At 58.8% G+C, this 23,154-nt stretch carries 25 protein-coding genes and 2 pseudogenes; 15 read left to right on the forward strand and 12 right to left on the reverse strand.

Annotated elements, in window-relative coordinates:
- The first annotated feature begins 159 nt into the window (after positions 1–159).
- The 5 genes and pseudogenes from CKW38_RS06305 (at position 160) to CKW38_RS06320 (ending at position 4,198) form a co-directional block, all read left to right on the forward strand.
- Complete coding sequence (locus CKW38_RS06305; protein WP_095112228.1) at positions 160–768, forward strand: TetR/AcrR family transcriptional regulator; 609 nt, start codon at positions 160–162, stop codon at positions 766–768.
- Positions 769–924: 156 nt separating this feature from the next.
- Positions 925–1,992, forward strand: coding sequence for a diguanylate cyclase (locus CKW38_RS06310; protein ID WP_095112430.1), 1,068 nt, complete (start codon positions 925–927; stop codon positions 1,990–1,992).
- Between the two features lie 280 nt (positions 1,993–2,272).
- Positions 2,273–2,956: pseudogene (locus tag CKW38_RS30600) on the forward strand (PAS domain-containing protein); the annotation flags it as partial.
- A gap of 108 nt (positions 2,957–3,064) precedes the next feature.
- Positions 3,065–3,502, forward strand: a pseudogene (locus CKW38_RS30605) (methyl-accepting chemotaxis protein); the annotation flags it as partial.
- 162 nt (positions 3,503–3,664) lie between these two features.
- Positions 3,665–4,198: a DUF1003 domain-containing protein gene (locus CKW38_RS06320; protein WP_095112230.1), complete on the forward strand. Its 534-nt coding sequence runs from the start codon at positions 3,665–3,667 to the stop codon at positions 4,196–4,198.
- On the opposite strand, the gene CKW38_RS06325 is transcribed toward CKW38_RS06320, so the two are convergent.
- Positions 4,199–5,140, reverse strand: coding sequence for a LysR family transcriptional regulator (locus CKW38_RS06325; RefSeq protein WP_095112231.1), 942 nt, complete (start codon positions 5,138–5,140; stop codon positions 4,199–4,201).
- A 15-nt stretch (positions 5,141–5,155) separates the two neighbouring features.
- On the opposite strand from CKW38_RS06325, the gene CKW38_RS06330 reads away from it, so the two are divergent.
- A complete protein-coding gene (locus CKW38_RS06330; RefSeq protein WP_095112232.1) occupies positions 5,156–5,860 on the forward strand; it encodes a CTP synthase in 705 nt (234 codons plus the stop codon).
- Positions 5,860–6,165 carry an antibiotic biosynthesis monooxygenase gene (locus CKW38_RS06335; RefSeq protein WP_095112233.1) on the forward strand — a complete coding sequence of 102 codons (306 nt, stop codon included), beginning with the start codon at positions 5,860–5,862 and terminating at the stop codon, positions 6,163–6,165. Before CKW38_RS06330 ends, CKW38_RS06335 begins: the two co-directional genes overlap by 1 nt.
- Positions 6,166–6,295: 130 nt before the next feature.
- On the opposite strand, the gene CKW38_RS06340 is transcribed toward CKW38_RS06335, so the two are convergent.
- A complete protein-coding gene (locus CKW38_RS06340) occupies positions 6,296–6,622 on the reverse strand; it encodes a DUF2025 family protein (protein WP_095112234.1) in 327 nt (108 codons plus the stop codon).
- A 221-nt stretch (positions 6,623–6,843) separates the two neighbouring features.
- On the opposite strand from CKW38_RS06340, the gene CKW38_RS06345 reads away from it, so the two are divergent.
- Together CKW38_RS06345 and CKW38_RS06350 are read left to right on the forward strand one after the other, a co-directional pair.
- A complete protein-coding gene (locus tag CKW38_RS06345; protein WP_007949923.1) occupies positions 6,844–7,971 on the forward strand; it encodes a glycerophosphodiester phosphodiesterase in 1,128 nt (375 codons plus the stop codon).
- 162 nt (positions 7,972–8,133) lie between these two features.
- Positions 8,134–8,439 (forward strand): PepSY domain-containing protein, encoded by a 306-nt coding sequence (locus CKW38_RS06350; protein WP_007917758.1) that lies wholly within the window; start codon positions 8,134–8,136, stop codon positions 8,437–8,439.
- Between the two features lie 280 nt (positions 8,440–8,719).
- Here CKW38_RS06350 and CKW38_RS06355 read toward each other — a convergent pair whose 3' ends face one another.
- Positions 8,720–9,163, reverse strand: coding sequence for a hypothetical protein (locus CKW38_RS06355; RefSeq protein WP_095112235.1), 444 nt, complete (start codon positions 9,161–9,163; stop codon positions 8,720–8,722).
- 110 nt (positions 9,164–9,273) lie between these two features.
- Positions 9,274–10,896: a methyl-accepting chemotaxis protein gene (locus CKW38_RS06360; RefSeq protein WP_095112236.1), complete on the reverse strand. Its 1,623-nt coding sequence runs from the start codon at positions 10,894–10,896 to the stop codon at positions 9,274–9,276.
- 276 nt (positions 10,897–11,172) lie between these two features.
- Between CKW38_RS06360 and CKW38_RS06365 the strand changes: the two genes are divergently transcribed.
- Both CKW38_RS06365 and CKW38_RS06370 read left to right on the forward strand, forming a co-directional pair.
- Entirely contained in the window at positions 11,173–12,195 is a 1,023-nt protein-coding gene (locus tag CKW38_RS06365; protein ID WP_007917764.1) for a transporter, read from the forward strand.
- Positions 12,196–12,419: 224 nt separating this feature from the next.
- A complete protein-coding gene (locus CKW38_RS06370) occupies positions 12,420–14,033 on the forward strand; it encodes an inorganic phosphate transporter (RefSeq protein ID WP_007917765.1) in 1,614 nt (537 codons plus the stop codon).
- A gap of 124 nt (positions 14,034–14,157) precedes the next feature.
- Here CKW38_RS06370 and CKW38_RS06375 read toward each other — a convergent pair whose 3' ends face one another.
- Positions 14,158–15,054 (reverse strand): LysR family transcriptional regulator, encoded by an 897-nt coding sequence (locus tag CKW38_RS06375; RefSeq protein ID WP_007917769.1) that lies wholly within the window; start codon positions 15,052–15,054, stop codon positions 14,158–14,160.
- Between the two features lie 120 nt (positions 15,055–15,174).
- Between CKW38_RS06375 and CKW38_RS06380 the strand changes: the two genes are divergently transcribed.
- On the forward strand, positions 15,175–15,933 hold the full coding sequence (locus CKW38_RS06380) for an SDR family NAD(P)-dependent oxidoreductase (RefSeq protein WP_095112237.1): 759 nt from the start codon (positions 15,175–15,177) through the stop codon (positions 15,931–15,933).
- Positions 15,934–16,052: 119 nt separating this feature from the next.
- Here CKW38_RS06380 and CKW38_RS06385 read toward each other — a convergent pair whose 3' ends face one another.
- The gene (locus CKW38_RS06385; protein ID WP_095112238.1) at positions 16,053–16,490 is read right to left on the reverse strand and encodes a multidrug/biocide efflux PACE transporter; all 438 of its coding nucleotides are present in this window, start codon (positions 16,488–16,490) and stop codon (positions 16,053–16,055) included.
- 89 nt (positions 16,491–16,579) lie between these two features.
- On the opposite strand from CKW38_RS06385, the gene CKW38_RS06390 reads away from it, so the two are divergent.
- Entirely contained in the window at positions 16,580–17,434 is an 855-nt protein-coding gene (locus CKW38_RS06390) for a LysR family transcriptional regulator (protein ID WP_095112239.1), read from the forward strand.
- A 234-nt stretch (positions 17,435–17,668) separates the two neighbouring features.
- Here the strand turns inward: CKW38_RS06390 and CKW38_RS06395 are convergent, their stop codons facing one another.
- Genes CKW38_RS06395 through CKW38_RS06405 form a run of 3 tightly spaced genes read right to left on the reverse strand, consistent with a single transcriptional unit; the run spans position 17,669 to position 19,713 of the window.
- The gene (locus CKW38_RS06395) at positions 17,669–18,910 is read right to left on the reverse strand and encodes an RNA polymerase sigma factor (RefSeq protein ID WP_095112240.1); all 1,242 of its coding nucleotides are present in this window, start codon (positions 18,908–18,910) and stop codon (positions 17,669–17,671) included.
- Positions 18,903–19,247 (reverse strand): YciI family protein, encoded by a 345-nt coding sequence (locus tag CKW38_RS06400; protein WP_095112241.1) that lies wholly within the window; start codon positions 19,245–19,247, stop codon positions 18,903–18,905. Before CKW38_RS06400 ends, CKW38_RS06395 begins: the two co-directional genes overlap by 8 nt.
- A gap of 40 nt (positions 19,248–19,287) precedes the next feature.
- Entirely contained in the window at positions 19,288–19,713 is a 426-nt protein-coding gene (locus CKW38_RS06405) for a nuclear transport factor 2 family protein (protein ID WP_095112242.1), read from the reverse strand.
- A gap of 142 nt (positions 19,714–19,855) precedes the next feature.
- On the opposite strand from CKW38_RS06405, the gene CKW38_RS06410 reads away from it, so the two are divergent.
- Complete coding sequence (locus CKW38_RS06410; RefSeq protein ID WP_007917784.1) at positions 19,856–20,341, forward strand: GNAT family N-acetyltransferase; 486 nt, start codon at positions 19,856–19,858, stop codon at positions 20,339–20,341.
- Positions 20,342–20,359: 18 nt separating this feature from the next.
- A complete protein-coding gene (locus CKW38_RS06415; RefSeq protein WP_095112243.1) occupies positions 20,360–20,965 on the forward strand; it encodes a pyridoxamine 5'-phosphate oxidase family protein in 606 nt (201 codons plus the stop codon).
- A 140-nt stretch (positions 20,966–21,105) separates the two neighbouring features.
- Here the strand turns inward: CKW38_RS06415 and CKW38_RS06420 are convergent, their stop codons facing one another.
- From CKW38_RS06420 to CKW38_RS06430, 3 genes are all read right to left on the reverse strand, one after another.
- Positions 21,106–21,594 (reverse strand): GNAT family N-acetyltransferase, encoded by a 489-nt coding sequence (locus CKW38_RS06420; protein ID WP_095112244.1) that lies wholly within the window; start codon positions 21,592–21,594, stop codon positions 21,106–21,108.
- A 310-nt stretch (positions 21,595–21,904) separates the two neighbouring features.
- Positions 21,905–22,399 carry a GyrI-like domain-containing protein gene (locus CKW38_RS06425; protein ID WP_007917791.1) on the reverse strand — a complete coding sequence of 165 codons (495 nt, stop codon included), beginning with the start codon at positions 22,397–22,399 and terminating at the stop codon, positions 21,905–21,907.
- Between the two features lie 67 nt (positions 22,400–22,466).
- Complete coding sequence (locus CKW38_RS06430) at positions 22,467–23,129, reverse strand: LysE family translocator (protein WP_007917797.1); 663 nt, start codon at positions 23,127–23,129, stop codon at positions 22,467–22,469.
- Positions 23,130–23,154 lie beyond the last annotated feature (25 nt).

Raw genomic sequence — 23,154 nt, forward strand, 5'->3', positions numbered from 1 at the left:
AAATGGCCAAAGCTGCACGCATAGGCCGAACTGCTGTTTTTTAGGTTGCGAGGATTAACGCAACATTACACTGCTCGGTGTAGTTTCTAGGTTGCATCAAAGCGGATGACAAGTAAACTGCCAAGTGTAATTTCATCTTTTCTCTGCCGAAGCGTACTTATGACAGCTCCACAGCGCCTCACCGACCGTAAACGCGAAGCCATTATTCAGGCGGCAATTGCCGAATTCCGCGCGAACGGTTTCGAGATCACCAGCATGGACAAGATTGCTGCCACCGCCGGTGTGTCGAAGCGTACGGTGTACAACCATTTCCCCAGCAAAGAAGAGTTGTTCGCCGAAATTCTCAACCAGTTGTGGGCACGAATCAGCGCAGAACAATCGGTCGTGTATAACCGTGATCAGCCGTTGCGCGAGCAATTACGGCAGATGCTCCAGGCCAAAGTGCAGTTGATGGCGGACGAGAATTTCCTGACCCTGGCCCGGGTGGCAATTGCCGCCACCATTCACTCGCCGGAGCGCGCGCAGAACATGATCGAGCGCATGGGCGAGCGCGAGGAAGGCCTGACCGTATGGATTCGCGCCGCGCAGGCCGACGGCCGATTGAAACCGGTCGACCCGGAGTTTGCCGCCCATCAAGTACAAGGCTTGCTCAAGACCTTCGGCTTCTGGCCGCAGATGTCGATGGGCCGTGCCGCCCTCGATGTCGATATGCAGAACACCGTCGCCGAATCGGCGCTGGAGATGTTTCTGGCCTGCTATCAGCTCTAAATCGCCCTTCTCCTGCGCGAGTCACTGATTAAATGGCTCGGAAGGACACTGATTATTCCCGTTGGAATAAATGACAATGTCCGACAATCGACCGACGAACGGTCAGCCTGAGAAAATACTGCAAAGTATTTCAGGATGAATTTCGCGCAGGGCATCATGGAAAACCAACGCGGCAAAGGCTTGTCATTCGCCCGGCGCATTTACCTGCCCAGGGCCATTGGTCTGGGCGTGGGATTCTTCAGCGTCGCTGCGGCGCTGTATCCGCTGAACATACCCGGCTGGCTGTGGGCGCTGTTGTTATTCAACGGTTTCGCCTGGCCGCACTTCGCTTACCAGATCTCCACGCGCTCGGCGTTCCCGTATCAGGCTGAACGGCGCAATTTGTTATACGACTCGATGTTCGGCGGTTTCTGGGCGGCGTGCTTTCAGTTCAACCCGCTAACCACCGTGACCATCCTGTCGATGATGACCATGAACAATGTTGCCGCCGGCGGCCAACGTCTGTTCGTGTTCGGCGCCCTCGCGCAACTCGCCGGTGTTCTGCTGGGCTGGGCGATTTTCGGCGTCAAATTCAGTCTGACGATGACGCAGCCTCAGGTCTGGGCCTGCCTGCCAATGCTCACCCTGTATCCGTTGGCGCTGGGCATGGTCTGTTATCGCCTGGCGATCAAACTCTCCCAACACAAACGCGCACTGAGCGCCCTCAGCCGTACTGACAGCCTCACCGGCCTGCTCAACCACGGGGCCTGGAAAGACCTGCTGCACCTGAAATTCAAACAGTGCCGCCAACACAACTCCCAAGCCACGCTGGCATTGATCGACATCGACCATTTCAAGGAGATCAACGACAGCTTCGGGCACATCGTCGGCGATGAGGTGCTGCGGCAATTGAGTAAAGAGCTCAAGCGCCTGCTGGATCAGTACGAATTGGCCGGGCGCTACGGCGGTGACGAATTCTGCGTGATCCTGCCGACACTGCCACTGCACAAAGCCGAAGCGCTGATGGAGCAATTGCGCGAGGCATTGCAGCAGTATCGTCATCCGCACGTGCCAGAGTTGCGAGTGGGCCTGAGTATCGGTTTGGCGCGCTATCAATCCTTGTACAAGGATCCACTGGACTGGCTGGACGATGCCGACAAAGCGCTCTACACCGCTAAACACACGGGTCGCAACACCATTAGCGTGGCCTTGAGCCGTGCCGCGACAGACAACGCCAGCGCCTAAAAAGTTATACAAACTTACAAATAATTACTTCCTTGTACAACTTTATGAAGTTTTGTATAAGTAGCCATCTGCCAGCTATGGAATGCTGGCATTGAGCAGTCATCGCCGAATGCCGTCCGCGCATTCGGTCTGCCGGCGCGGAAATAGGGACTGAATCCTCGATCTTCCCCACTTCCAGAGTACTGCGAACATGTTCTTCAATCGCCACAAAGCCGTCGTCGACGATCTTCAGCGCACCCTCACCGAACAAGCCGGCCTGCTCGATGCGATCAATCGCTCGATGGCGGTAATCGAGTTCGACCTCGATGGCGTGGTGTTGCGTGCCAATGACAACTTTCTCCAGACCATGGGTTACACCGCCGAACAAGCGATCGGCCAACCGCACCGGCGCTTTTGCACAGCAGAATTCGGGCGTAGCGCTCAATACACTGATTTGTGGTCACGCCTGAAAAACGGCCAGTTTCAGTCCGGTACATTTGAACGCGTCAACAGCAAGGGTCAGCCTATCTGGCTTGAAGCCAGCTACAACCCGATCAAGGATGCCTCGGGTCGCGTGGTGAAAGTGGTCAAGTACGCCATGAACGTGACCGCCAAGGTGCAGCAGGAAAGTGAGGCCAACGCCAAGTTGCAGGCGATTGACCGGGCAATGGCGGTCATCGAATTCAACCTCGACGGCAGCATTCTTACGGCCAATCAGAATTTTCTGACGCGCATGGGTTACACCCTCGCCGAGCTGAAAGGCAAACATCACCGTTTGTTCTGCACGCCGGAACTGGTCAACAGCAGCGCCTATGAGGATTTCTGGCGGCGCTTGAATCAGGGCGAGCTTTTCCAGGGGCAGTTCGAACGCGTGGATAAACGCGGGCAAATCGTCTGGCTCGAAGCCAATTACAACCCGGTTTATGACGCTGCCGGGCGCTTGTGCAAAGTGGTGAAATTCGCCTCCGACGTCACCGCCCGGGTCGAGCGACACGAGCAGGACGCGCGCAGTGCCAGCGCGGCGTATCACATCTCGGTGGCGACGCGAAAAGTCGCCGAGCAAGGTACGCAGGTGATCCAGCAAGCGGCCAGTGAAATGCGTGAAATCGCCGAGGACATTGCCCAATCTTCAACGTTGATTGCGCAACTGGGCGAGCGCTCTGAGCAGATCACCGCCATCGTCAACACGATCCGCGCGATTGCCGACCAGACCAATCTGCTGGCGCTCAATGCCGCCATTGAGGCCGCGCGCGCCGGTGAGCAAGGTCGCGGATTTGCCGTAGTTGCCGATGAAGTACGCCAACTGGCGGCACGTACCAGTGGCTCAACGGCGGAGATATCCACCATGATCGGTTTGATCCAGAGCGAAACTCGCCAGGCCATCAAGAGCATGGAAGGCACCCGGGGTCGCGCGGCTGAAGGGGTCGAGTTGGCGAATCAGGCGGGCACGGTGATTCTGCAGATTCGTGATGGCGCCAGTGAGGCGGTGGATGCGGTGAGTATGTTTGCCAATGAGCGGGTGCCGGGTTAAGGCTTGTGCAAGGCAGGTAGACCGCGTCGCGGCCTTCGCGAGCAAGCTCGCTCCCACAGGGAAAATGCATTCCAATGTGGGAGCGAGCCTGCTCGCGAAGAGGTCATGAGCCGCAATGCAGGACTATAGTGAGCTTCAGTCTCAAGTCCTGCCGAGTGCATCATGACCACTGAAAAACCCGCCACACCTGATACAGCTCCCGTCGATCACCTGCGCTTCCACCGCCCCCACGCCCACCTCAACACGACTTTCGGCAACGACACCTTCGCCTTGCGCGCCGAGGCGTTTGCGCGGTTCTTCGGCACGCCAATGTTCCTCGGCGCGCAAACCCTGATTGTGCTGTTGTGGGTCTGCCTGAACGTGTTTGGCGTGACCACTTTCGACGTTTACCCGTTCATCCTGTTGAACCTCGCTTTCAGCCTGCAATCGGCCTACGCCGCGCCGCTGATTCTGCTCGCACAAACACGCCAGGCTGCGCGCGACAAGGCGCAAGCCGATGCCGACGCGCAACACCGTGAAGCGTTGGCATCGGCCAATACCGAGCGGCAGGCCGAAGCGGCGAAGAACACCGCGCAACTGCTTGAACTGCTGGAGCAGAACACCCGCCTGACCGAGATGACCAAAAACCTCACCGAACGCATCGCCAGCCTGACCAGCGAGCTGCACGATCACATGCGCCAGAATCCGCAGCGCTGATCACGGCAACCGTAACGCCCGCCCGAGCTCATCGAACAACGTCACCACCGAGCGCAACGCCCGGCAATCCGGGCGAGTCAGCAGCCATAACGCGGTGTCGTAACCGTGCAACGGCTCGCTCAATGGTTGCAAACCGTCGGTGATCAGAAAGTCCGGTAACGCCGCCACGCCGAGGCCAGCACGAACCAACTCCGTCACCGACAACATACTGTTGCAGCGATACCCCGGAGTGACGCCGGGCAAGTGCTGGCGACGCCAGGCGATGGTCGGATGATCGGGCAAAAAGTCATCCGGGGCGATCCAGTTCAGCGCGGCCAGATCCGTCGCATCGACGTTTTGCAGATAGCGCGCACTGGCGCAGACCCGGTAGGAAATCTTCGCCAGTTGCCGTCCGACCAGATGCTCCGGAGGTGTACGCGTCAGGCGCAGGGCGATGTCGGCATCGCGGCGGCTGAGGTTGGCGAAATCGTTGGAGGTGCTCAGTTCTATGGTCAGCGCTGGGTAATTGGGCATGAACTGCGCCAGCGCCGGCAGCAGCAAACCCTGCAATACCGAATCGGTGCAGGTCAGGCGCACCGTACCGCTGACCACTTCCCCGCCCTGCTCCACGCCGATACGTGCGGCTTCCAGTGCCTGTTCGGCGCGTTCGGCTTGCTCGGCCAGCGTCTGCGCGAGAGTTGTCGGTAAATAGCCGGAGCGGCTTTTTTCGAACAACTGCTGACCCAGTGCGGCTTCGAGACGACGCACGGCGCGGAATACCGTCGACACGTCGACTTTCAACAACTGCGCGGCCCGGGCCAGCGAGCCGCCACGCACCAAGGCGAGGATCAGGGCCAGATCGGGATAGTCGAGTTGATAGTGCGTCGCTGCATTAATCACTTGGCTAAACGCCCATATTGAGTGCGTGAACGCCAATCTATAGTGAGTGCCATCAATCAACAAGCGCAGGGAACCCCCATGGAAAACAGCGCCATCCGTATCGCCCTGATTGGCGATCACGACCCGCAAGTCACCGCCCACCAAGCCATTCCCGTCGCCCTCGGTCTGGCCGCCGAACACCTCAACAGGAACGTGCAATTCGAATGGCTGCCCACCGAGCAGATCCACGCCGATACGCCGCTCGAGCGGTTCGACGGTTTCTGGTGCGTCCCCGCCAGCCCTTACAAAAGTGAAGCCGGCGCACTGCGAGCGATCCGTTTTGCCCGCGAACAACAGCGCCCTTTCCTCGGTACCTGTGGCGGTTTTCAGCATGCGGTGCTGGAGTTTTCCCGCAACGTGTTGGGTTGGGTCGATGCGGAACACGGTGAAACATCGCCCGACGCTGATCGCGCGGTACTCACGCCGTTGACCTGTTCGCTGGTCGAAGCGGTGGACAGCATTCACCTGGTGCCCGGTTCGTTGATCGCCAAGGCGTACGAAACGTCGCAGATTCGTGAAGGTTATCGCTGCCGCTTCGGTGTGAATCCGCTGTTTGAACAGGAACTGTTGAACGATCGGCTACACGCCGTGGGTCATGATTCGGCGGGAGATTTGCGCGCGATTGAACTCAAGGAGCACCGCTTCTTTGTCGCGACGTTGTTTCAACCGGAACGTGCGGCGCTCAAAGGGCTGATGCCGCCGCTGGTGCACGCGTTTGTTGAAGCTTGCGCGGAGGCACGTTGATGACGGCCTGCTTTGCGGTGATTTTTACGTCGACTCGCACCGAGGGTGACAACGGCTATGCCGAGGCGGCTGAGCGCATGGATTTGTTGGTGCGCGAACAGCCGGGGTTTCTCGGGGTGGAGTCGGTTCGAGGGGCGGATGGCTTCGGGATTACGGTGTCGTATTGGCAGAGCGAAGCGGCGATTCTGGCGTGGCGGCAGAACCCTGAGCATCGGCTGATACAGGAGCGTGGGCGTCTGCAGTGGTATTCGGCGTTTCATACGCGGGTGTGCAAAGTCGAACGCGAGTATCGGTTCAGCCTGTGATGTTGGTGGTGAGCTCACCGGCCCCATCGCTGGCAAGCCAGCTCCCACAGGTACGATGTGATCTTCAAGCAACGCATAACCTGTGGGAGCTGGCTTGCCAGCGATGAGGCCGGTACAGCCACTAAAAACTTCAGCCCTGCACCAGACTCCGCACCGCGACAATCTCCGGCACTTCAACCTTGCTCATATAAACGCGCAACGGCTCGGTGATGTTGATCCGCTCATCGATATGCTGATCCAGGAGCAACTGAATCAACTCGCGTTTAAGCGTCATGGTCTGCGCTGTCGCCGGCGCCCAGACGAATTCGCTCACAGGAATAATGCCGTCATCGGCCACGTCCATGCCGAACGAATCTTCGCTGAATCTGACGATGTACTGACCGGTTTTGCGGTTGAGGCCGACAAAGCCCTTGAGATCGTCGGCGGCCTGGCAGATGAGTTGGGAGGTGATGCGCATGGTAAACCTCACGAAAGTTGATCGATGGTTTACACGCAGGGCAACTGAGCGGCGCGCCCTCTGCCGGGACGTCTGCCGAGGGCAAGCGTACTGCAAACCGCGCCACAAAAGTGCAGGAAAAATCGCTTTTAATACGTTTATGTCGGTCCTGCGATAGCACCCGAGCGATTCAGTTGTTAAAAGGTACGTCTTTGAAATTGCCCTGCGAAAGGAACTCGAACATGCCCGCCACTTTCACCAAAAGCGCCCTGGTCCTGAGCCTGCTGCTCGGCCTCGGTCAGGCGCACGCCGCCAGCCAGACTGATCCGAAAGCGATCGCTGCCACCAACGGCATCCCGCACCCGGCGGTGATCGCTCACCGTGGCGCCTCTTTCGATGCGCCGGAATCCACTGCGGCGTCCTACAAACTGGCCCGCGATCTGGGCGCCGACTACCTGGAAATGGACCTGCAGCGCAGCAAGGACGGCGTGTTGTTCGCCCTGCACGACGACAACCTGCAACGCACCACTGACGTTGCGACCAAATTCCCGGATCGCAAGGACGCCTCGGCCACCGCGTTCACCATGGCCGAACTGAAAACACTCGACGCCGGCAGTTGGTTCAACACCAAGTACCCGGATCGCGCGCGCCCGACTTACGCCGGGCTGAAAATTCTGACCCTTGATGAAATCATCGACATCGCCCAAGCCAATCCGCAACACAAGCCGGGCCTGTACATCGAGACCAAAGAGCCGCAACTGTTTCCCGGGATCGAGAAAGACCTGAAAGAGAAACTGCAGGATCGCGGCTGGCTGAGCCCGGCCGGTTCGAAACTGGCAAAAAGTGCGCTGGGTGTGGGTCAAGGCAAGGGCAAAGTGATCCTGCAAACGTTCGAGAAAAACAGCCTCGAACTGCTGGAAAAAGAAATGCCGCAAGTGCCGAAAATCCTCCTGTTGTGGGTGGGCGAAGGCAGCATCGAGCCAAAATCGAAAGTGACGTTTGCCGAATCCGGCGAGAAAGACAAAAACGTTTTCTACGGCAAACAAGAGCCGAAGTCCGAAGCCGAATTCAAACAATGGGTGGATTACGCCAAGGCCCAAGGCGCAATCGGTACCGGCCCGTCGGCGAAGCTGACCAAGGGTGGCGATCAGAGCTATTCGGATCTGGTGCAACCGTGGATGAATAAATACACCCACGACCAGGGCATGCTAGTGCACGTCTACACCGTCGACGAGCCGGTGGACTTCGAGAAAGTCATGGCGGCCGGTGTCGACGGCATCTTCACCAACCGTGCCAGCGAACTGTTGAAGTTCTATAAACGCCCGGCGGCCGGCAGCGTTGATCAGGTACTGAAGAACAACGGCTTCTGATCTTAAATCAAGGCGTTTTCATCGCGGGCAAGCCACGCTCCCACAGGTTCTGTGCAGGTGCATGGCTTGCCCGTTTTGTTTGGCTTTGGGATTTTAAGGGTGAGTTAAGTTGCACTGGTTAACCTGAGGCCACTTAAACGAATCACCCCAAGGAACGAACCGATGAAAACTTTGACTGCCCTGTTTACCGCCGCTGCCCTGACTCTTACCGCTGGCCTGGCCCAGGCTGATGTTCGCGTTGACCAGATTCCTGAACTGGTTAAGTCGGGCAAAATCAAGTCGCTGGAGTCGATGAACGCCGAAGCGCTGAAACTGCATCCGGGTGCGACGATTACTGACACTGATCTGGATAACCACTTCAATGGTTATGAGTATGAAGTTGAATTGAAAACTGCTGATGGCAAAGAGTTCGATGTGGACTTTGATGCAACTACCGGCAAAGTGCTGAGCAACAAGCAAGACACTTGATTGAACGCACCACCAAAAGCCGCACGATTGAAAGATCGTGCGGCTTTTTTTGTGTCTGGTGTTTGGCTTGGTTGATGTGTTGTCAGTGAGATTTTCTCCCCCTCACCCCAGCCCTCCCGAAACGTCGGACCGCCCCCAAGGGGGCGAGGGGGAAAGGGAGCCGATCGGGGGTTACTCAAGACCTGAATGCGCCTCGATATTTCAGGTCGACGTACCTCAAATAGTCACCACGGTCAGTTCCCTCTCCCTTGGGAGAGGGCTAGGGTGAGGGAAAAGGGCATCACGCCGAGGTGCTGACCAGCGAACCCGAGGTGCTCGAGTCAGAATCCTGCAACGCCTGCAACAACGAGGCAGTAGCAGTGGACAGGGACGCGGAGGTAGCGGTGATCTGCGCCTGTGCAGCGGCTACTTCGGCAGCCTTGGCATCAGAACTTTCCTGCTTCGCCTGCGCCGCTTGCAACGCTTGCTGCTCCTCCTGCAATTGCTTCTGCAGTTCGGCAATCTGCTTGCGCAGTTCCTTCACCGAATCCGATTCTTCACTGCTGGAATCGCTGTCACCCGCCGGTGCCGCACCACCGCCCGCAGCCACTTTGCTGGTGTCCGCTTTCACGCCAGTGCTGGCGGCTGCCGTGGTCGAGGTCTCGTCACCGACGTCGCTGATTGCGGTTTTAGTGGTGGGTGTCGTGACGGTCTGATTGATCGAAACTGAAGTAATGCTGACCATGGAAAGGCTCCAATGCCGGTGATAGATAACCGGTCATCGACCATGGCTGCATCAATTTGAGATCGACTGTGTACCGACTCGGTATCCGAATCGGTACACGTTCAATGACCTCAGGCGCTGAGGCGCGCGGTGACTTCGTTCAACTGCCCCGACAGACTATGCAGGTTCTGACTGGCGCTTTCAGTGCGCTGCACATTGTCGAGGTTGGTGCTGGCGATCGAGGTGATCTCGGTGAGGTTGCGCGAGATGTCCTCGGCCACCGAGGTCTGCTCTTCCGCAGCGGTGGCGATCTGACGGTTCATGTCGCGAATCGCTTCCACTGCGTGGGTGATGCGCTCCAGCATCGCACCGGCCTGGGTCACTTGCTCAACGCTTTCATCACTGCGCGTCTGGCCGCTGTCGATGGCTTGCGCCGCATCCACCGCGCCGGTCTGCACGCTCTGAATGATCTGGTTGATCTCGATGATCGACTCGGCGGTGCGTTGTGCGAGGTTGCGCACTTCATCGGCAACCACCGCAAAACCACGCCCGGCCTCACCGGCCCGCGCCGCTTCAATCGCGGCGTTGAGCGCCAGCAGATTGGTCTGTTCGGCGATGCCGCGAATCACCTCCAGCACCTTGCCGATGCGGCCGCTGTCGGCTTCCAGACGACGAATCACCGTGGCGGTATTGGCGATTTCGCCGCGCATCTGCGTGATCGAGTGGATGGTGCTCTGCATGACCTTTTCACCCTGTTGGGCGGACTGATCAGCGTCGTCGGCCGCACGCGCGGCATCGGCGGCGTGACGCGCCACTTCCTGTGCGGTGGCGGACATTTCGTTCATCGCCGTAGCGACTTGATCGGTGCGGTTGAACTGCTCGTTGGTGCCGCCAGCCATGGTCGTGGCGATCGCGTTCAACTCGCCGCTGGCGCTGTCCAGATCACTGGCGCTGCGCTGCAGACGGGTGAAGGTTTCGGCGAGAAAATCACGCAAGGTGTTGGCGGCAGCAGCGAGATTGCCCAGTTCATCCTGACGGTCGCTGACCACACGTTCGGCCAGTTTGCCGCGACTCAATTGGGTGACGTAATCGATCAGTTTACGGATCGGCTCGACCAGGTTGCGGTTGACCAGCCACAGGCTCAACAGGCCGATCAGCAGACCCGACGCGAGCATCACCAACAGCCCCAACAACACCGTGCGATCAGCTTCGGCACTGATCAGCGCCGACTGCGCGGTGCCTTGCTTGCGCAACTCGGCGACCAGTTCGCTCATCTGATCGCTGGCGGCACGGTCAACGCCTTTGACCGCCGCGTCACCTGCCGTCGGATCACCACCGGCAGCCACGTAGGCATCGCGGCCCTTCTGATAGGCAGAACCCAACTGACGATGCTCATCACGCAAACGTTCGATGCGGTTTTTCAGGCTCGGCTCGAGACCTTTCTGGCCGGCCAGTTCACCGAGGATGTTCTGCACATCGCGCTGACGGTCTTCGAACTGCCCCCAGTACTTGGCCAGATCCGCCGGCTGCTTGCCGCGCAACAACACGTTTTTCCATTCCTGCACCTGCACCTTGAATTGCAGGTTCGCCTCGTCGATCAATTGCGAAGTGTGCAAGGGACCGGCGATCAACTGGCTGTAACTCTGCACGCCGTTGGACAGGAAATGAAAACAGGCCAGGGCAATCAACAGCACCGCCAACAGGCTGCCGCTCAGCAGGGCGAGAATTTGCGTTCTCAGGGATTTTTGCAGCATCGAAAGATACTCAGGACAAGGATGAGGCACGCCCGATAGAGCGTGAAATTTTGCCGGACATCCGTGTCGGCACGCCTTGGCTCATGGCCAAGCGCGCGCAACGTAACCCAAGCGTGATCGGCGCGCCAGAGCGCTTCTTGAAGAAAATCCGACCACCGGTAAGTCGCTGATTTGACGTCACTTTGCTGTCATATAAACGTCATGTGACATTGCGATGATGCGGCTCAGTGAACCTGCCATTTGCGTACCGACGCACCCTCCTCGCAGCGAGCCTCCATGAACCACAGCCTCGACATCAGTCATCGCGATCCTGATCTGTTTGGCCTGCTCTACGGCTATCGCTTCCTGCCCGGCGAACGTGGTCGCGAAGTCGATTCGGCCACAGCGTTGCGCTGTTTGCAGGACGACAGCGACAGCGGTGAATTCCTTTGGCTGCACCTCAATCTGGCGCATGCGGCGTGCGAGCGCTGGATGAAAAGTCATCTGCAATTGCCCGAAGAGTTTTTCGAGGCGCTGCACGAAGGCTCGCGCTCGACGCGCATCGAGCATGTCGATTCGGCGTTGCTGGCGGTGGTCAACGATGTGGTGTTCAACCTCAGCAGCATGGTCTCCTCGGACGTATCGACGCTGTGGGTTTGTGTGCGCAGCAAACTGATCGTCAGTGCACGTCTGCAACCGCTGCACTCGGTGGACAAATTGCGCTCGTCGGTGAAGGCTGGCGAACGCTTTCGTTCCCCCTCGGAACTGCTTGTGCATCTGCTGCGCGATCAAGGCGAAGTGCTGACGCAGATCGTGCGCAAGACCAGCATGAGCGTCGATCAGGTCGAGGACGAATTGCTTTCCTCGCGGCTGTCGACCAATCGCGCCGAACTCGGTGCCAACCGGCGGGTGCTGGTGCGTCTGCAACGGCTGTTGGCGCTGGAACCGGGTTCGTTATTGCGTTTGCTCAATCGGCCGCCGCCCTGGTTGCAGAAGGAGGACGTCAAGGAATTGCGCAAATCCACCGAGGAGTTTGCGCTGATCATCAACGACCTCACTGCACTGGGTGAGCGGATCAAACTGCTGCAGGAAGAGATCGCCGCCAACCTCAACGAACAGAGCAACCGCACGCTGTTTACTTTGACGGTGGTGACTGTGCTCGCGTTGCCAATCAACATCATTGCCGGTTTTTTCGGGATGAATGTGGGCGGGGTGCCGTTGTCGCAGGATCCGGAAGGGTTCTGGATTTTGGTCGCACTGGTGGCGACGTTTACCGTGATTGCCGGGCGTTGGGCGTTTCGCAAGCGCGGAGACTACTGACGCCTGAACGCTCGTTCCCACGCTCTGCGTGGGAATGCATCAAGTGACGCTCTGCGTCACAGGGACGCGGAGCGTCCCGGGCGTCATTCCCACGCAGAGCGTGGGAACGAGCAGAAGACCGACGGTTGGGGTATTCAGCCAAACACTGACATGGCGCAGTCTCTCTGTAACATTCTGCAACGATCATGGGCGACATTCCTTCCCTCGCTCAGGATTGTCCTGCCATGGCTACTCCCTCCCTGACCGTCAGCCCCACGTCCGCCCACAGTGGCAGGCCAGCCCTCGACAAGAAAACCGGTCCGTTCACCTACGTGATCTTTTTCGCCGTGTTGGCCATGGGGATGCTGTTCACCGCCTACAGCCTGATGCACGACATGCACGAACTCGGCACGGTGGTCACCACGTGGACGCCGTTTCTGTTGCTCGGTGTGGCGCTGCTGATTGCCCTGGGCTTTGAGTTCGTCAATGGTTTCCACGACACCGCCAACGCCGTCGCGACGGTGATCTATACCCACTCGCTGCCGCCGAACGTGGCGGTGGTCTGGTCGGGTTTCTTCAACTTCCTCGGTGTGCTGCTTTCGAGCGGCGCGGTGGCGTTCGGCATCATCGCTTTGCTGCCGGTGGAATTGATTCTGCAGGTCGGTTCTTCCGCCGGTTTCTCGATGATTTTCGCCCTGCTGATCGCGGCGATCCTGTGGAACCTCGGCACCTGGTGGCTGGGTTTGCCGGCGTCGTCGTCACACACTTTGATCGGTTCAATCATCGGCGTCGGCGTGGCGAATGCCTTGATGCACGGCCGTGACGGCACCAGCGGTGTCGACTGGGCGCAGGCGACCAAAATCGGTTACGCCTTGCTGCTCTCGCCGCTGGTGGGTTTCGGTTGTGCGGCGCTGTTGCTGTTGGCGTTGCGCGCGTTCGTGAAAAATCGTTCGCTGTACAAGGCCCCGGAAGGCAACACCCCGCCGCCATGGTGGATTCGCGGGTTGCTGATTCTGACCTGCACCGGCGTGTCCTTCGCTCACGGCTCCAACGACGGCCAGAAAGGCATGGGCCTGATCATGCTGATTCTGGTCGGCACGCTGCCGATGGCTTACGCCTTGAACCGCACCATGCCGGAAGAACAATCGCTGCAGTTTGCCGCCGTGGCGCAAGTCACCCAGCAAGCGCTGGTGAAAAGTGCACCGCTGCCGACGCCCGCCGATCCGCGTGCAGTGCTCTCCGATTACGTGCGCAGCAAGGACGCCACGCCACAACTGATCCCCGCCCTTGCCGCCCTCACCGGGCACATCGGTGAAGAGGTCAAAGGCTACGGTTCGCTGGCGAAAGTCCCGGCCGAAGCCATGGGCAACGTGCGTAACGACATGTACCTGGCCAGCGAAAGCATTCGCCTGATGGACAAGAACAAGGTCGGCAATTTCGACGCCGACACCAGCGGCAAACTGCAGTTGTTCAAACAGCAGATCGACAACGCCACGCGGTTTATTCCGCTGTGGGTGAAAATCGCCGTGGCCATCGCGCTCGGGTTGGGCACCATGGTTGGCTGGAAACGGATTGTGGTGACGGTCGGCGAGAAGATCGGCAAGACCCATCTGACCTATGCGCAGGGCGCCTCGGCGGAAACCGTGGCGATGCTGACCATCGGTGCGGCGGACATGTTTGGTTTGCCGGTGTCGACGACCCATGTTTTGTCCTCGGGTGTGGCCGGGACCATGGTCGCCAATGGCGGCGGGTTGCAGATGAAGACCATCCGCAATCTGTTGATGGCGTGGGTGCTGACGCTGCCGGCGGCGATCCTGCTGTCAGGCAGCCTCTACTGGCTGTTCACCCAAATTTTCTAACGGACGAAGACCCCCTGTAGGAGTGAGCCTGCTCGCGATAGCGGTGTATCAGTCAACATTGATTAAACTGACACACCGCTATCGCGAGCAGGCTCACTCCTACAGTTTTGACCGGTGATCAGGTTCAGAGCGCGGAGCGAATCAGATCGCCGAGCCAATCCATAAACACCCTGACCCGCAATGGCAAATGCCGTTGCCGCGCATACAACAATGAAATCCCCATCGCCGGCGCGGTGAATTGCGGCAACACAGTCACCAGTTCGCCGTTATCCAGATGCGGCTGCATGCCGGTACGCGGCACCTGCGTCAGACCAAATCCACCGAGGCACGCCGACTCGTAAGCGTCGGTGCTGTTGACAGTAATGCTGCCTGCCATCGGCAAGCGTTTAACCTGACCGCCCTCCTCGTACACAAAACCTTCCGAACGCGAGCCGAGCACGCCGACGTAATGCACCAGCCGATGCTGCGCGAGATCTTCCAGGGTCTGCGGCACACCGTAGCGCTCAAGGTAGGCCGGGCTGGCGCAGTTAACCATGGGAAAGTCACCGAGGTGCCGCGCCACCACCGATTGATCTGGCTGTGCGCCAATCCTCACCACACAATCGAAGCCTTCGCTGAGCAGATCAACACGGCGATCGGTGCTGCTGATTTCCAGCTCCAGATTCGGGTGACGCTCCATGAACTGCGGCAAGCGCGGCATGATCAGGCGCCGCGCGAGAATGTTCGGCATGTCGACCCGAATGCGCCCGGTCAGCGACGCTTCGTCCTGGCGAAACAGGCCTTCGATCTCGTCCATGTGCGAGAGCAGGTCCTTGCTGCGTTCGTACAACACCAAACCGTCCTGCGTCGCCTGAACCTTGCGCGTGGTGCGTTGCAGCAGGCGTGTACCGAGCAGTGCTTCCAGCGCTTGCACGTGTTCGGACACGGTCGAGCGCGGTAAGCCCAAGCTCTCGCCAGCGAGGGTGAAACTCGACAGCTCGCTGACCCTGACGAAGGTGCGCAGCAGTTCCAGTTTGTTCATGGGCCACTCGTAGATTGTTCGGCTGAGCCGATCAGTGATTCCGGATTCACTCTGTTTATCACCTCATGGCGGATAAATAAACTGAGCGCCATCACCACTCACTGCAATCGAGGACGTCCCATGAACAGCAAAATCGCATTGATCACCGGCGCCAGTCGTGGCCTCGGTAAAAACGCCGCCCTGCACCTCGCCGCTCAGGGCATCGACATCATCGGCACCTACAACAGCCGCGCCGATGAAGCCCAGGCACTGGTAACCGAACTGCAGGCACTCGGCACGAAAGCCGTGATGCTGCAACTGGACGTCGGCCGCAGCGAAACCTTTGCCGATTTTGGTATACGTGTTGAGCAGGCATTGCAGCAGACGTTCGACCGTCAGCGTTTTGATTTCCTGATCAACAACGCCGGGATCGGCGTGCATGCCCTGTTTGCCGAAACCACGCCGGAGCAGTTCGATCTGCTGATGAACATCCAGTTGAAAGGGCCGTTCTTCCTGACCCAGCAATTGCTGCCACTGATTAACGACGGCGGCCGGATCATCAATATTTCCAGCGGCCTGACCCGTTTCAGCCTGCCGGGTTACGGCGCTTATGCGGCGATGAAAGGCGCGATGGAAGTGCTGACCCGTTATCAGGCCAAAGAGCTGGGTGCGCGGCAGATTGGCGTGAACATTCTTGCGCCGGGGGCGATTGAAACGGACTTCGGTGGTGGCGCAGTACGCGACAACTCAGCAGTGAATGCGATGGTCGCCAGCAACACCGCGCTGGGCCGTGCCGGGCAACCGGACGATATTGGCGGGGCGTTGGCGTTGCTGCTGTCGCCGGGTGGACAGTGGATCAATGGCCAGCGGGTTGAGGCATCCGGCGGCATGTTCCTCTAACTCTTACTGAAAACACTTACCCCCTGTAGGAGCTGCCGAAGGCTGCGATCTTTTGATCTTGCTGTTAAAAATCAAGATCAAAAGATCGCAGCCTTCGGCAGCTCCTACAAAGGTAGGCGTCAGTTCTGGCAAGCGTTGCGCGTCATGAAGCGCTCGCGCACTACGTCATAGCCCCAGTGATACACGTAGGTGTACGGCAGAAAGAACAGCAACACGCCGATGTCGAGCAAAAACGCCTGCCACAGGCTGACCGACAACCACCAGGCAATCAGTGGCACGCCCATTACGATCAAACCACCCTCGAACAGCAGCGCGTGTACCACTCGCACCCAAGCATTGTGCGCAACGTTCATGCGCGCAAGCATACGATCGAAGAAGCGGTTGAACACCACGTTCCAACCCAGCGCCAACAGGGCGATCAACACCGTCACCGCGCCCATTTCCAGCATCGGTTTTTGCATGATCCACGCCAGCAACGGTGTGCAGATCAGGATGGCCAGCAGTTCAAAACCAACGGCTTGGAAAATACGTTCAGAGATGGATTTGTGGGCAGTCATGGCCTGAGTCCTTGAGTGAAGATGGTTGCCATGATCTATGCTCGCATCGATACTTCATAACCAATAACCATCGACCAAGGCGATAGTTGATGATTTCGCAAGAAGTGCTCTTGGCATTTGTTCAGGCAGCCACCCAAGGCTCGTTTTCCGCAGCGGCACGCAAACTCGGGCGCAGTCAGTCGACCATCAGCGCGGCAGTGGCCAGTCTTGAGATCGATCTGGACCTGCAGTTGTTCGATCGCAGCAGTCGTAAACCGACGCTGCCCCCGGCCGGGCATGTGATGCTGCAACGCGCCGAGGCGATTCTGGCGGCCAGCAGTCGCCTGGAAATGACCGCACGACAGTTGTCCCAAGGCGTCGAACCGAAGCTGACGGTGGCGATTTCCGACACTTATCAGTCGTACCGTTTTGAAGCGGCGTTGGTCGGGTTTGAGCAGCGTTATCCGGATCTGGAACTGGAATGTCTGATTGCCGAATGTGATGACTTGATTGAGCTGGTGCAACGCGGTCGCGCGCACTTGGCCTTCGCTGAGATGCAAGAGAACTACCCGCCGGATCTGGTGACGTCGACAGTGGCCGAGCGCACGGAAATCGCCTTGTTCGTCAATCGCGACCATGCGCTGGCCAGGCTCGATCACATCGATCAACACATCCTGGAACAGCACCGTGAATTGCGCCTGGCGACCATCGTCAATCCGTATGACAGCCGTGGCAAAGGTCGGGTATGGTCGGCGCCGAGTTATCTGATGTTGCTGGAGATGGCCGAGAAAGGCTTTGGCTGGGCGCCGTTGCCGCGCTGGCTGGCGCAGCGCTTTGGCAATGATTTGCTGGTCGAGTTGAAGGTGCGCGGCTGGCCTAAGCCGGTGTTTGTTGATGCGTTGTGGTCGCGGCTGTATCCGCCGGGGCCGGCGGGGAGTTGGTTATTGAGCAAGATGCTGGAATAACGGCGCTGCTGATCGCTGGCAAGCCTGAAGTCAAAAGCCCCTCACCCCAGCCCTCTCCCGGAGGGAGAGGGAGCCGACCGAGGTGTCTTGCGTCAGACATCGACCTGAAAGACCGAGTCGATTATGGATGTATAGCTACGGTATACACCTCGATTCTGGATTCAATACCGATCGTTCAAGTCGGTGAAATTCTCCAATATCCCCCAATCAGTCCCCTCTCCCTCTGGGAGAGGGCTAGGGTGAGGGCAATTCCAGCGCCGAAAGCCGCCCTTCAATAAACCGCCGCTCCGGTTCCTGCCGCGTAAGCTCCAACGCCCGCAAATACGCCGCCCTCGCCTCACCCACCCGGCCCAACTGCCGACAAAACTCCGCCCGCGCCGAATGCGCCAAGTGGTAATCCTGCAATTCGCCGCGCGCCAAAATCCCTTCAATCAGACTCAACCCGGATAGCGCCCCGTCGCGCTTGGCCACCGCGACCGCTCGATTCAATTCAATCACTGGCGAGGGCACCGCGCGCAGCAGTACGTCATACAGCCCGACGATCTGCGCCCAATCCGTCTCCGCCGCTGACGGCGCCTCGGCATGCACCGCCGCGATCGCTGCCTGCAAACAATACGGCCCAAACCGCCGCGTGGTCAGCGCACGCTCAACCAGCGCACACCCTTCGGCAATCAACCCGGCATCCCACAAGGCACGATCCTGATCATCCAGCAGCACCAGTTCACCACTCGGCGAAGTCCGCGCCGGTCGCCGTGATTCGTGCAACAGCATCATCGCCAACAACCCCATGACCTCCGGCTCCGGCAGCAACTCCATCAACAACAGCCCCAGCCTGATCGCCTCACGCGTCAGATCCTCACGGATCAACTCCGCGCCAATCGACGCCGAATAGCCTTCGTTGAACACCAGATAAATCACCCGCAACACGCTGTCGAGGCGTTCGGGCAATTCGCTCAGGCTCGGTACTTGATAGGGGATTTTTGCGTCACGGATTTTGGCTTTCGCCCGCACGATGCGTTGGGCAATCGCCGCTGGCGCGCAGAGAAAGGCGCGGGCGATTTCCTCGGTGGTCAGGTCGCAGACTTCGCGCAAGGTCAGCGGCACTTGCGCATCCGCCGCCAGCGCCGGGTGGCAGCAGGTGAAGATCAGCCGCAGGCGATCATCTTCCACGTCCTCGCCACTCCAGTCGGCCTGCTCAAGTTCTTCCAACTGCGCCAACAGCAAGGGCTGTGAAGCTTTGAAGCGTGCACGTCGACGCAACACATCAATCGCCTTGAAGCGCCCGGTCGACACCAGCCAGGTGCGCGGATTGTCCGGTACGCCGTCGCGCTGCCAGCGTTCGACCGCGACGAAGAACGCCTCGTGCAAGGCTTCTTCGGCTAGGTCGAAATCGCCGAGCAGGCGAATCAGTGTCGCCAGAATCCGCCGCGAGTCTTCGCGATAGACCTGCTCGACCCGCGCCCGAACCTCAGACATTCAACTGTCGAACCGGGCGTACTTCAACGCTGCCGACCCGCGCCGCCGGAATGTTGCCGGCGACCTGGAGCGCTTCGTTGAGGTCCTTGGCGTCGATCAGGTAGAAGCCGGCCAATTGCTCCTTGGTTTCGGCGAACGGGCCGTCGGTGATCGACAGTTTGCCGTTACGCATGCGCACCGTGGTGGCGGTCTGCACCGACTCCAGCGCCTCGGCAGCAACCATCCGCCCGCTGCCCTGAATCGACTCGGCGTAGGCCCAGCACTCAGCGTCTTTCGGGCTGTCGGGCGACGAATGCAGCAGGTGCTCATCGCTATAGACCAGGCATAAATACTTCATGGCGTTCTCCTGAAGCGGACGGTTCAACTATGGCTGAAGATCAGGGCTGCACATCAAACAGGGTCGCGCCGCTCATCGGATCGAACGGCGCCGACCAGTGTTCGTGGACGATTTTCCAAGCCCCGCCAACCTGCCGATAGCAGGCGGTGACGCGCATCCAGCAGCTCTGGGTTTCGCCTTTCTCATTGGTGCCACCGCAGTTGGCCACCCAGTGCGCAAAGGCGATGTTGTCGGCGCTTTCGATGGCGATTTCGTGGAACTCGAAAATGTGCGGGCCGGGGCACATTTCCATGCAGTCGACCCAGTGCGCGCGGTAGGCGGCTTTGCCCTTGAATTGCAGAGCCTTGATCGCGTCGAAGGAGACGATGTCGTCGGCGTACAACGCCATGACTTTCTCCACGTCCTTGGTCATGACGGCTTCGCGGTAGGTGTTGATCACGGTCTGGATTTCAGATTGTGCGCTCATGGTGTTCTCCGTGGTTTTTGTTGTGAAGACACTCTTAGTCGCTTGGTGAACCGGCAGATCGACAGAGCAAACAAAAAAAATTCTACAGAAGACAAAATCGCTAGAATCCGAGGCTCATCTTTGTAGGAAAAAGGAAATTCCCGTGTCAGCCCAACTCGTGCCGTACGACAGCCTCAACGCCTTGCAGCGTGAGCAAGTCGAGGCGATTGAAATCCATGCCGAGCAGATCAAGTTCTCTGGCGATATTCATGGTGCGTTGCACACGCTGCTGTCGAAGCCCGGCCCCGGCGTGAAGGGTTTTGCCCTGTTGGCGGATGAAGTGCCGGTGGCGTTTCTGCTGCTCAAACGCCCGCCGGTGTTGCCGGCCTGGGCCAATGAACACAGCGCCACCTTGCATGCGTTGCAGGTTGATCGCAGGGCGCAGGGCAAGGGTTTCGGCAAGGCGTGTCTGCAAGCACTGCCCGAGGTTGCGCGTCAGGCGTGGCCGGAGATCAAAGGGTTAGAGTTGTCAGTGGACGCCGATAACGACGCGGCGATCGCGCTGTACGCCAAACATGGTTACGTCGACAGCGGCGAAGCGTACAAGGGCCGAATCGGTTATGAGCGGCGCATGGGGCTGTTTTTCTAAGTCATCGAGGGAAGCACGATGATCGATTCAATCGAAGCACTGGAAGCTATTTACGGATTGCCCCACGAGCGGGCGGTGCGCAAGCAGATCGGTTTTCTCAACGAGGATTATCAGGCGATGGTGCGGGTTTCGCCGCTGGTGATCGTCAGCTCGGTGGGCGCCGATGGCCTGGATAATTCGCCGCGCGGTGACAAAGCCGGGTTTGTGAGGATCATTGATGAGCGCACGCTCGCGCTGCCGGATCGCCCGGGCAATAACCGCATCGATACCTTGCGCAATGTGCTGCAGGATTCGCGGGTGTCGTTGCTGTTCATCATTCCGGGGATTGGTGAAACGTTGCGGGTCAATGGCACAGCGACGATCAGTGCAGATCCACAGTTGCTGGAAAGCTTTGCGGTGAATGGCAAACCGGCGAAAACGGTGTTGCTGGTGACAGTGGAGGCGGCGTTCTTTCATTGCTCGAAAGCCTTCGTCCGCTCCGATGCGTGGAACCCGGAAACGCACTTGCCGCGCTCGGCCCTGCCCTCTGCTGGCGCCTTCCACAAGCGCCTGAATGATGGCGAGTTCGATGCCGAAACCTACGACCGTGAAGCGCCGAAACGAGTAAGCGACACCCTTTACTGACCCTCCCGTGAATGATCGTTCCCACGCTCTGCGTGGGAATGCCTCTTGTGACGCTCTGCGTCACGATTTTGGGACGCAGAGCGTCACCGGCTGCATTCCCACGCAGAGCGTGGGAACGATCATTGACAGGAAGAAATGGGTTAGAGGGTCAGGATCATCTCGTGCCACGCCATACCGCCGTGGTCGGACTCCGACGGTTTGATGTAGGCAAAGCCAAACCCGGCATACAACGGAATGTGCTTTTCCTTGCACATCAAATGAATCGTCGCTTTATCCATCCCGCGCATACGTTCAATGAACTCGCCCATCAAGCGCTTGGCCAGCCCCTGCCCCTGATAATCCGGGTGCACCACCACCGACATGATCACCACGTTCGGCCCTTTCGGGTCGTGGCCGATCAGTTCCTTGAACGCCTCGTCCGACATCTGCACATCAAACGCCGCGCCGGAATTGATGAAGCCTGCGACGACGCCATCCACTTCGGCCACCACGAAGCCTTCCGGCCAGGTGGCGATGCGCGTGGCGATCTTCTCGCGGGTCGCCGCTTCGTCGCCTTCATAGGCAACGGTTTCGATGGCGTAGCAGCGGTCCAGGTCGGCGGCGGTGACGTTGCGGATGAGGGTGTTCATGGCGGCTCGGAAATCAGCTGAAGAAAGTGCCGAAAGCATAAAGGAATAAGGCCTGCATATCGATGCGCACGGGCGGCGTAAAGCTTGCGTATAAGCGCTTTTCTTCGCGGTCGGAGCGGGCTATTTCTGCGGTGTGTCTCTGATCACCCTTGGGGGAAACCGCTTATGAGCAGCGTTGAAATCGGCCTGTTGATGGTGTTGGGCATCAGTACTTTCGGCTTTATCACCTTGGGCATCGACCTGTTGCGGGCGCGACGTAAACAGCGTTGAAAGCATGAGGCGGACATGGATCCGCCTCATGCTTGTCCGCTCAAACCTTGGTATCGACAGGCACGCAGATTTCCAGTTTGCCGGTGTGCTCCTTCGGGTTGAAGTCGGCGCTGTAACGCTCGAGTTCCGGGGCGTTGAGCTCCACGTAGTGAGAGCTCGGCAACCAGGTTTTGTAGATGTATTGCAGGGTTTGCGGCAATTGATCGAGCGGTCCCTTGTGCTCGAACACCGCGTATTGCCGGGGCAGCACTTCCACCCACTGATAGACCTTCTGGTCGAGGTCATCAAGCTTGCTGATTTCCACCCCGGCGATGTAATCGAAGCCACCCTTGCCGTCGAAATTGCAGCAAACACCGTAGGTCACTTCGTTCTTTTGCCCTTGGATCTTTCCCAGGTGCGGCAAGAACTTTTCCCACAGCGCCGGAATGTCTTTGGCTGTGTCTTGGGTAAATCGACCGCGAAAACCTGCAATCAGCAGGAAGTGTCCATGTTCGAAGCGAGGTTCAGCCACTTCGACGCGTTTTTGCTCATCCATGACTCGACTCCTGGAACAAAAGAGGGGTTCGGCTGGGAGTATAGAAAGCCAAAGCCGATTCGCACGTTTACAGCGCGTGCAACTGCTCGACGGCGCCGGAACCGACAAATTCGTTATAGCCAGATACGATCACGTACACCGCGAAATAGCAGAAGATCGCTGCAGATGCCAGGTAGGAATAGCGCAACAGCTTATCGCCCAACAGCTTGCCACCATGGCTCGCGGCAAAGCATAAACCCGCCGACCACAGCAGCCCGGCGCAAAGGAATCCGCCAAGGAACAGCGCCGAACTCACCGGCCCACCGCCACCGGAACGGGCGATCAACGTACCGCCAACAGCAGCGAACCAGAGAATCGCGCTCGGCGACGACATCGCGAGAAAAATGCCCCGGAAGAACTCCTTGCGATGGGAGTTCTGCCCCACTTCCGCCGTGGCCGCCAACTGCGCCTCGTGGTGAATCGCCGAGTAAATCATCTTCGCCGCAAAGTAGATCAGCAGCGCTGAACCACCAATCCACAGCACCCAGCGCACTGTTTCGTATTGCAGCAAAACCGTCATGCCGGCCAGCGCCAGCACCGCGTAAATCAGGTCGCCGACACAGGTACCGAGGCCCAGCGCGAAGCCCTGAAAGTAACCGCGCTGCATCGCCAGGGTGATCATCGCGATGTTGGCCACGCCGATATCCAGGCACAGCGAAAGGCTCAGCAAGAAGCCGCTGGTGAATTCCATCTACCGATTTCCTTGGGACAAAATT

Origin of the sequence: Pseudomonas sp. Irchel 3H7 (assembly GCF_900187605.1) — a bacterium.
In the GTDB taxonomy this organism is placed as follows: domain Bacteria; phylum Pseudomonadota; class Gammaproteobacteria; order Pseudomonadales; family Pseudomonadaceae; genus Aquipseudomonas.

Coding starts and splice junctions, on each gene's coding strand:
- CKW38_RS06305 (WP_095112228.1), top strand. CDS start 160: ATGACAGCTCCACAGCGCCTCACCGACCGTAAACGCGAAGCCATTATT.
- CKW38_RS06430 (WP_007917797.1), bottom strand. CDS start 23,129: ATGGAATTCACCAGCGGCTTCTTGCTGAGCCTTTCGCTGTGCCTGGAT.
- CKW38_RS06385 (WP_095112238.1), bottom strand. CDS start 16,490: ATGACTGCCCACAAATCCATCTCTGAACGTATTTTCCAAGCCGTTGGT.
- CKW38_RS06365 (WP_007917764.1), top strand. CDS start 11,173: ATGAACCACAGCCTCGACATCAGTCATCGCGATCCTGATCTGTTTGGC.
- CKW38_RS06345 (WP_007949923.1), top strand. CDS start 6,844: ATGCCCGCCACTTTCACCAAAAGCGCCCTGGTCCTGAGCCTGCTGCTC.
- CKW38_RS06390 (WP_095112239.1), top strand. CDS start 16,580: ATGATTTCGCAAGAAGTGCTCTTGGCATTTGTTCAGGCAGCCACCCAA.
- CKW38_RS06355 (WP_095112235.1), bottom strand. CDS start 9,163: ATGGTCAGCATTACTTCAGTTTCGATCAATCAGACCGTCACGACACCC.
- CKW38_RS06330 (WP_095112232.1), top strand. CDS start 5,156: ATGGAAAACAGCGCCATCCGTATCGCCCTGATTGGCGATCACGACCCG.
- CKW38_RS06400 (WP_095112241.1), bottom strand. CDS start 19,247: ATGAAGTATTTATGCCTGGTCTATAGCGATGAGCACCTGCTGCATTCG.
- CKW38_RS06380 (WP_095112237.1), top strand. CDS start 15,175: ATGAACAGCAAAATCGCATTGATCACCGGCGCCAGTCGTGGCCTCGGT.
- CKW38_RS06335 (WP_095112233.1), top strand. CDS start 5,860: ATGACGGCCTGCTTTGCGGTGATTTTTACGTCGACTCGCACCGAGGGT.
- CKW38_RS06320 (WP_095112230.1), top strand. CDS start 3,665: ATGACCACTGAAAAACCCGCCACACCTGATACAGCTCCCGTCGATCAC.
- CKW38_RS06415 (WP_095112243.1), top strand. CDS start 20,360: ATGATCGATTCAATCGAAGCACTGGAAGCTATTTACGGATTGCCCCAC.
- CKW38_RS06360 (WP_095112236.1), bottom strand. CDS start 10,896: ATGCTGCAAAAATCCCTGAGAACGCAAATTCTCGCCCTGCTGAGCGGC.
- CKW38_RS06425 (WP_007917791.1), bottom strand. CDS start 22,399: ATGGATGAGCAAAAACGCGTCGAAGTGGCTGAACCTCGCTTCGAACAT.
- CKW38_RS06340 (WP_095112234.1), bottom strand. CDS start 6,622: ATGCGCATCACCTCCCAACTCATCTGCCAGGCCGCCGACGATCTCAAG.
- CKW38_RS06405 (WP_095112242.1), bottom strand. CDS start 19,713: ATGAGCGCACAATCTGAAATCCAGACCGTGATCAACACCTACCGCGAA.
- CKW38_RS06370 (WP_007917765.1), top strand. CDS start 12,420: ATGGCTACTCCCTCCCTGACCGTCAGCCCCACGTCCGCCCACAGTGGC.
- CKW38_RS06395 (WP_095112240.1), bottom strand. CDS start 18,910: ATGTCTGAGGTTCGGGCGCGGGTCGAGCAGGTCTATCGCGAAGACTCG.
- CKW38_RS06375 (WP_007917769.1), bottom strand. CDS start 15,054: ATGAACAAACTGGAACTGCTGCGCACCTTCGTCAGGGTCAGCGAGCTG.
- CKW38_RS06420 (WP_095112244.1), bottom strand. CDS start 21,594: ATGAACACCCTCATCCGCAACGTCACCGCCGCCGACCTGGACCGCTGC.
- CKW38_RS06350 (WP_007917758.1), top strand. CDS start 8,134: ATGAAAACTTTGACTGCCCTGTTTACCGCCGCTGCCCTGACTCTTACC.
- CKW38_RS06310 (WP_095112430.1), top strand. CDS start 925: ATGGAAAACCAACGCGGCAAAGGCTTGTCATTCGCCCGGCGCATTTAC.